The organism is Nostoc sp. JL34, from assembly GCF_017114945.1.
GTDB lineage: Bacteria > Cyanobacteriota > Cyanobacteriia > Cyanobacteriales > Nostocaceae > Nostoc.
In genome coordinates this window covers 96,697-103,279 of record NZ_JABXKQ010000183.1, presented here as the reverse complement: position 1 = coordinate 103,279, position 6,583 = coordinate 96,697, and the positions used below count along the sequence as shown (strand labels likewise).

The window sequence follows — 6,583 nt, the reverse complement described above, 5'->3', positions numbered from 1 at the left end:
TCAAAAATCTCAGCAAATCAGAGCATTTTTCTCTCACCAGAGACATAAAAGAGCGCTAATAACCGCATGTAAGGTTTTCAATAATTCTTGTGTTGTGTAGGCTTTACATCGTTTCTTTCGTCCTTCCTGCGGGTGCGCCTCCGTTGGAGACTCACGTTAAACTAATTGTTGACCTCACTGCTTTCAAGATACAGTCTATGCAGCTACTTCAAACTACCGACAGAGATTTTTCTGTCAAATTCCAAGCCGTTGTCAGCGATCGCCAGGAAGTTACAGTTGATGTTAGTGGGACAGTACGCGAGATTCTAGCTGATGTCAAAGTGCGTGGTGATGCCGCAGTCAAGGACTATACTAGCCGCTTTGATCGCAACAATCTCCAGTCTTTGCATCTAAGCGAAACCTTTATTGCCGAACACGCGGCCCAATGTCCTGCCGATGTCTTGGCGGCGCTGGAATTTGCTGCTCTTAGGATTGTGGCTTTCCATGAAAAACAACTACCGCAAGATATTGGCTACACCGATGCAGTGGGGGTGAAACTGGGATTGAATTGGGTAGCGCTGTCGCAAGTGGGAATTTATGTACCAGGGGGACGGGCTAGCTATCCGAGTTCTTTGTTGATGAATGCCTTACCAGCCAAAATTGCTGGTGTTGAAAGAATTGTCATGACAGTACCGATGCCTGGCGGTGAGATTAATCCTGCTGTATTGGCTGCTGCTCAAGTTGCTGGTGTTACAGAAATATATGGCATTGGTGGGGCGCAAGCGATCGCAGCATTAGCTTATGGTACAGAAAGCATTGCCCCGGTAGATAAAATTGTTGGCCCTGGTAATGCTTATGTTGCTGAAGCCAAGCGTCAAGTCTTTGGCACTGTTGGCATTGATAGTATCGCTGGCCCTTCAGAAATTTTAGTGGTAGCCGACAGCCAGAACAACCCAGATTGGATTGCCTGGGATTTACTATCGCAAGCAGAACACGATCCTAATGCCCAGTCAATCTTAATTACTGATTCAGAAGTCTTCGCGCAACAAGTAATCAAGGCTGTTGAGAAAATTCTCACCGATTTACCCACCAGAGAAGTTGCCAGTGCAAGTTGGCAAAATTATGCAGCCGTCATTCTGGTCAGCGATTTAGCCGAGAGTATACCACTGCTCAATCAACTAGCTCCAGAACATGTGGAATTGTGTACAGACAACCCGCAAGTGCTTGCCGATCAAATTAAGTGTGCCGGCAGCGTGTTTTTAGGACGCTATACTCCAGAAGCGATTGGCGATTATTTAGGAGGCCCCAACCATGTACTGCCAACTGCCCGTTCTGCCCGCTTTGCTTCTGGTTTGAGTGTCTACGACTTTCTCAAACGAATTACTTATTTAGAATGTGACAAACAAGCATTACAGACAATAGGCAAAGCAGCTGTCACCTTAGCAGAGGCAGAAGGTTTGCCAGCTCATGCAGGTAGTGTATCTGTACGCTTGCAATAAAAAGCTGAGATAATTTGTTAATTAGATATAGCGGTGTACAGTTCAGTGAGATACAAAAACTTTGCTGAAATGATTTGACAGCAAGGACTTTGGTGTTCTCATACAATCGACAACCGCTATAATGGTTATTCAAAATTAATTGGTGTACTGACTGTTTGGTTGATACAAACTGTTCTGCCATTAGTTGTTCAAAAGTCGCAATTTTATTTGATATCAGCTATATTTCTCCCAACAGAGACTTAGATTTAGACAAATAATTTGCCGCTCTGGTCAAGTAATTCGTGGCTCTACACCCGATCTATAAAATTACCTATGTCAATAACTTGACATGAGTCCCGATGAAGAGACAAGTTCATTCGCTCTGGCTTCCTTACGCACAAATGAAGACCGTTCCGCCTCCGTTGAGAGTAGTTCGAGGAGAGGGGGTCAAACTTTACCTTGATGATGGCACGGTGCTCATTGACGGTATCTCTTCCTGGTGGTGCGTTATTCACGGGTACAATCACCCTGTCCTTAATAAGGCGGTTCAGGAACAGCTTGCAAAATTCGCTCATGTTATGCTTGGGGGTCTCGTTAACGATGCAGCTATTGATCTTGCTGAGACGTTAGTCAGGATTACCCCTAAGAGGCTCAATCACGTGTTCTTTGCTGACAGCGGCTCAGTGGGGGTAGAGGTTGCGCTAAAGATGGCAATTCAGTTCTGGCGCAACAAAGGTGTACCACAGAAGAGCCATTTCGTGGCGCTCCGCCGGGGGTATCACGGCGACACAACAGGGGCAATGTCGGTGAGTGACGACGACGAGGGGATGCATCGATTGTTCAAAGGGGCTATACTCCCCCAGTATTTTGTCGATGCACCAGGCGGGGTTAACATAGAGTCTGACGAATGCCAAGCATCGCTTTATCAACTCGCCGAGCTTCTTGAATCGAACAATAACCAGATTGCTGCCATGATCCTTGAACCAGTATTTCAAGGAGCGGGTGGTTTTCGCTTTTATCCCCCCGAGTATTTATTCCACGCCCGAAGACTGTGTGATGAACACGGGGTGCTACTCATCTTTGACGAGATAGCGACGGGTTTCGGGCGAACAGGAGCCTTATTCGCAGCAGAACTTGCCGATGTCACCCCGGATATCATGGTGCTTAGTAAAGCACTCACTGGGGGATACTTCGGACTATCGGCAACTATTACTACAAGTGAAGTCTACGAGTCCTTCTTCGGTGACGATCCGCAACTCGCCTTCATGCACGGGCCGACTTTCATGGGAAATGCAGTCGCCTGCGCTGTGGCGTTGGCAAGTATCAGCCTAATCGAAACCGAAAACTACCTTAGTAAAGTCAAAGCTATTGAACAAGTGCTCAAAGAAGAGATCCTGGGATTGGAGGGGCCATCGCTTTGCGACGCACGAGTGCTTGGAGCTATAGGAGTCTTAGAGTTTGAATCTCCGTCGAACCTTATGGGATTCAGGGAGTTCGCTCTAGAACGGGGAGTATGGCTCCGCCCGTATAGCAAATGGCTGTACACTATGCCCCCTTACGTCATTGGTGAGGACGACTTGCGACGAATCACTGGAGTAATGAAGGAGTGGGTATCACACCAGGGTAAACGCATCTAAATATTGATGAGCCAGAATAAGAGTGGAATACGTCAAGACGCAAACTACATATTTTTTTCTTACAATTCTATAGTTTCTGCACTAAAAGCCTGCAATGGGAATGTAAAATTTCCAGTTTACCTAGAAGCCAATCATGACTGGTGGACGCAGACATATAACAATCCAGAACTTTATGAGTGGTTTTTACAGCATCGACGGTAGCAGGCTGTAGGTTAAAGATATTTTTATCTGCATTGAAATACACTCTAAATTAAATCAGAATCTTTAGTTGTATTAACGTTTTTTTCTACTTGTATACTGCCAACATTACACAAAATTTTGCTCATTAAATTTTGGTAACAGATACAAATATACAACATCCAGCCTTACACCAGTATTCTTGCTGCATCGATAGCAGAAGGGTGTGAGTTAAATTTGCCAGAATTTACGTAAGAGCGATTGCTACGACTTCAACATATTTTCATGAAAAGTATTTTTTAGCGTCCAAAGATTAAAAGTTCTAAGAAGTCGTCACTTATACCTTTGACATCAGAGTATATACCTTCAATAATGTTCTTACGTAAAAATCCGTACTCATATAGGATTTTTGTTTGATTTTTGCTAAATATACTGAGAGCTAAATTAGGTTTTAGCTCTCAGTTAGCTTGGCTTTTCAAAAATCAAATAAATTGCTACATGAACTAGTATTAATAGGGTTGCATTATGCTTTTTTTGAAGTCAAAAACCAGGTTAAAAAATCGTCCGAAAAATAATCATCTAGGTACAGTTTTTTGGACTCAAAGTAATATTGTGCTGCTCACTGGATATTTAATCACTTTACCGATTTGTACATTAATAACTTTATCTTTATTATTGCCCTTATTCACTGCTAGCTTATTCGCTTTTATTGGAAACTCCTACCACTCTACATCGATTCCTTGGATAGATGATGCATCTGAATGTGAACACACTGGCAGAAATTGGAGCGATCGCAAGTGTTGGGATAATGAACACAATCCCATGTTCTGAATGGAGATTGCGCTCAGAGGATCTGCAAACAATCTAAACAATTGCCTAATTTGACAAAACAGCCCACCTACCTATCTAGCTTCTATTGGATAGCTTGACGACAAAATTCTGGTGGGTCGTCTTTAGCCTTCACCTCTTGCTTCATTTTCTTGGTGACACAAAAGCTTAATTGGTCAGTTAGTGGCTCATCTGGTTCATTTGGCGCATTTTCGTAACTTTGATCTGCGGTAGGAGGCATTGTAACAGTGCTTTCAGAGGTTAAAGATTATGTAACTTAAAGATGGATTAGTTTAATCTCTCCACAGTGCCACTTGCTGTTTGAGTTCGCTTATATCCAAATAATCGTTAGCAAAAGCTTTTCGTAAAAGTGGATTAGGAATAAAACCATCATATTTTTGAATTTCCGGTGCTTCTGAAGTACTGACTAAATCTTCTGAGGTAATTCTTTGTTCGCACAAGGAAGCAATTTCACGATAAAAATATTTAAATTTATTCTTAGCTAATTTAATTGTCAAATAATAGGGATTTACTCCACCAATACTTGTAATTTCCAAAGATTCACGACAATAAGAGTTGAACAATCTTTCTAAGGTGTGATAAGCAACCGTACCCATCCAAGGAAAAATACAACATTTACCTTTCTCTAATTCCACAATATTGTGTTTGTCTAATCCAACCTGCTGTACCAATTGGCGAACTTGACGCAAACATTGCAAGGCATTTTTTTGTAAGTAACTATACTCGATATTCTCAAATAAGACTTGCTGCATTCGTTGCAAAACTTTGGTATGAATACTCCCACCACCACCACGCCAATAAATACTAGCTTTACCCTCAGCTTGTTTCACAAAAATAGCCTTCTTCTTAAAGTCAACTTCTACCACTTCCCAAGTTCTCCCAGCTAAAGCAAATTGATTGCCAACAGGAAGTGGCGTGACGATACTGCCAATTTCTGTTGCACCTTGCTTAACAATATATTCTTGCTGTTCAGCAAAGACGGCATAAAACTGAAATTTTCTCACCACCTTTTCTCCTACCAAACCCAGGATTAATTTACCTTGTTCAGTCTGCTGAATATGACCAATATCAATTAAATAGCGTAGTAATAGTTGAAAATCTTCTTTTAAAATAGCAGCAAAAGGTGGCAAACTAAAAATTTGTTTAGCTAGGGCATTAGCTGAAATTTCTCCTGCGGCTGTTAAAATACTCATTGTTTGGTGATAAAGCAAACTCAAAGGATATTTAATTGGTCTAATTGGTTCAATCCATTGTTCCTCTAAATAAAGTTGAATTATCGCAATACACTGTAAAAGTTGCCAGGGGATTTGTTCTGGTAGAGAAGCTTCTGCTAATGGCTTATCTTCAGCGCAGACAAAACGCATATCAGCAGCTTCTCCTCTTCTACCACTGCGTCCCAAGCGCTGTAAAAAACTAGCTACAGACAAGGGTGATTCTAACTGAATTACTCGCTCTAGATGACCGATATCTATGCCTAATTCTAGAGTCATAGTGGCGGCGGTAACAGCTGGACTATTGGGTTCACGCATTGCATTTTCAGCAGCTTGCCGCAAACTAGCAGATATACTCCCATGATGCACGTGATATATATCTGGTAATCCTTGTTCTGTGGCAATTTGTCGTAAAGATGCAATTACAGATTCGGTACGCGTGCGATTATTAGCAAATATCAGACATTTGCGAGACTTGCTGAGGTTGAAAATATATTGTTCATCTACTGTCGCCTCTGATTCATCTACTTCATCAGTAATATAAAAATGTTCTACAGCTAGTTTTATTTGGCGTTTTATACTGTCAATTTTTGGTGTAATGACTTGCTTATCTGTTCCTGAACGCAACCACTCTTCAGCTATTGAGTAATCACCAAGAGTTGCCGACAAACCAATCCGGCGCGGTTGTTTTTGCATCAACTTTGCTAAACGTTGTAATTGGCAAATAATTTGACAACCGCGTTCTGAACCCATAAAAGCGTGAATTTCATCAATGATGACAAACCTTAAATCACCAAATAAGCGAAGTAGGTCATTATTTTTATTAATTAACAAACTTTCTAGAGATTCTGGTGTAATTTGTAGAATACCTTGAGGATTCTTTAAAAGTTTATTTTTTCGAGTTTGCGAAACATCACCGTGCCAGTGCCAAACTGGAATATCTGCTTCTTTCAGTAAGTCGTTGAGACGCTCAAATTGATCATTAATTAAAGCTTTGATTGGACTAATATATAATGCCCCTATGGTCGTAGCAGGCTTGGCATGTAATAGAGTTAAAACTGGTAAAAAGGCTGCTTCTGTTTTACCAGCAGCAGTTGCAGCAGTAACTAGCAAGTGTGCATCAGTATCGAATATCACTTGACAAGCGGCAATTTGAACTGGTCGTAATTCAGTCCATTGGTGATGATAGATATATTCTTGGATGAATGGTGCGAGTCGACTAAAAGCATCGCTCATATTTTTTACGGGTAAG

6 protein-coding genes are annotated in these 6,583 nt (G+C 41.6%); 4 read left to right on the top strand and 2 right to left on the bottom strand.

The window, feature by feature from the left end; genetic code table 11:
* Window positions 1-197: 197 nt before the first annotated feature.
* The 4 genes from hisD (at window position 198) to HWQ44_RS33240 (ending at window position 4,102) form a co-directional block, all read left to right on the top strand.
* Window positions 198-1,478 carry a histidinol dehydrogenase gene (gene hisD / locus HWQ44_RS33255; RefSeq protein ID WP_292726710.1) on the top strand — a complete coding sequence of 427 codons (1,281 nt, stop codon included), beginning with the start codon at window positions 198-200 and terminating at the stop codon, window positions 1,476-1,478.
* Window positions 1,479-1,816: 338 nt separating this feature from the next.
* Window positions 1,817-3,094, top strand: coding sequence for an adenosylmethionine--8-amino-7-oxononanoate transaminase (gene bioA / locus HWQ44_RS33250; protein WP_292726708.1), 1,278 nt, complete (start codon window positions 1,817-1,819; stop codon window positions 3,092-3,094).
* Window positions 3,095-3,100: 6 nt separating this feature from the next.
* Complete coding sequence (locus HWQ44_RS33245; RefSeq protein WP_292726706.1) at window positions 3,101-3,295, top strand: hypothetical protein; 195 nt, start codon at window positions 3,101-3,103, stop codon at window positions 3,293-3,295.
* 501 nt (window positions 3,296-3,796) lie between these two features.
* Window positions 3,797-4,102: a hypothetical protein gene (locus tag HWQ44_RS33240; protein WP_292726704.1), complete on the top strand. Its 306-nt coding sequence runs from the start codon at window positions 3,797-3,799 to the stop codon at window positions 4,100-4,102.
* 82 nt (window positions 4,103-4,184) lie between these two features.
* Here HWQ44_RS33240 and HWQ44_RS33235 read toward each other — a convergent pair whose 3' ends face one another.
* Window positions 4,185-4,340, bottom strand: a complete 156-nt coding sequence (locus tag HWQ44_RS33235) for a hypothetical protein (RefSeq protein WP_292726702.1) — start codon at window positions 4,338-4,340, stop codon at window positions 4,185-4,187.
* Window positions 4,341-4,392: 52 nt separating this feature from the next.
* Complete coding sequence (locus HWQ44_RS33230; RefSeq protein WP_292726700.1) at window positions 4,393-6,567, bottom strand: DEAD/DEAH box helicase; 2,175 nt, start codon at window positions 6,565-6,567, stop codon at window positions 4,393-4,395.
* Window positions 6,568-6,583: the final 16 nt, after the last annotated feature.

What these genes read in the sequence shown, in the direction of transcription:
- HWQ44_RS33235 (WP_292726702.1), bottom strand. Translation starts at nt 4,340, where the DNA reads ATGCCTCCTACCGCAGATCAAAGTTACGAAAATGCGCCAAATGAACCA.
- HWQ44_RS33230 (WP_292726700.1), bottom strand. Translation starts at nt 6,567, where the DNA reads ATGAGCGATGCTTTTAGTCGACTCGCACCATTCATCCAAGAATATATC.
- bioA (WP_292726708.1), top strand. Translation starts at nt 1,817, where the DNA reads ATGAAGAGACAAGTTCATTCGCTCTGGCTTCCTTACGCACAAATGAAG.
- HWQ44_RS33245 (WP_292726706.1), top strand. Translation starts at nt 3,101, where the DNA reads ATGAGCCAGAATAAGAGTGGAATACGTCAAGACGCAAACTACATATTT.
- hisD (WP_292726710.1), top strand. Translation starts at nt 198, where the DNA reads ATGCAGCTACTTCAAACTACCGACAGAGATTTTTCTGTCAAATTCCAA.
- HWQ44_RS33240 (WP_292726704.1), top strand. Translation starts at nt 3,797, where the DNA reads ATGCTTTTTTTGAAGTCAAAAACCAGGTTAAAAAATCGTCCGAAAAAT.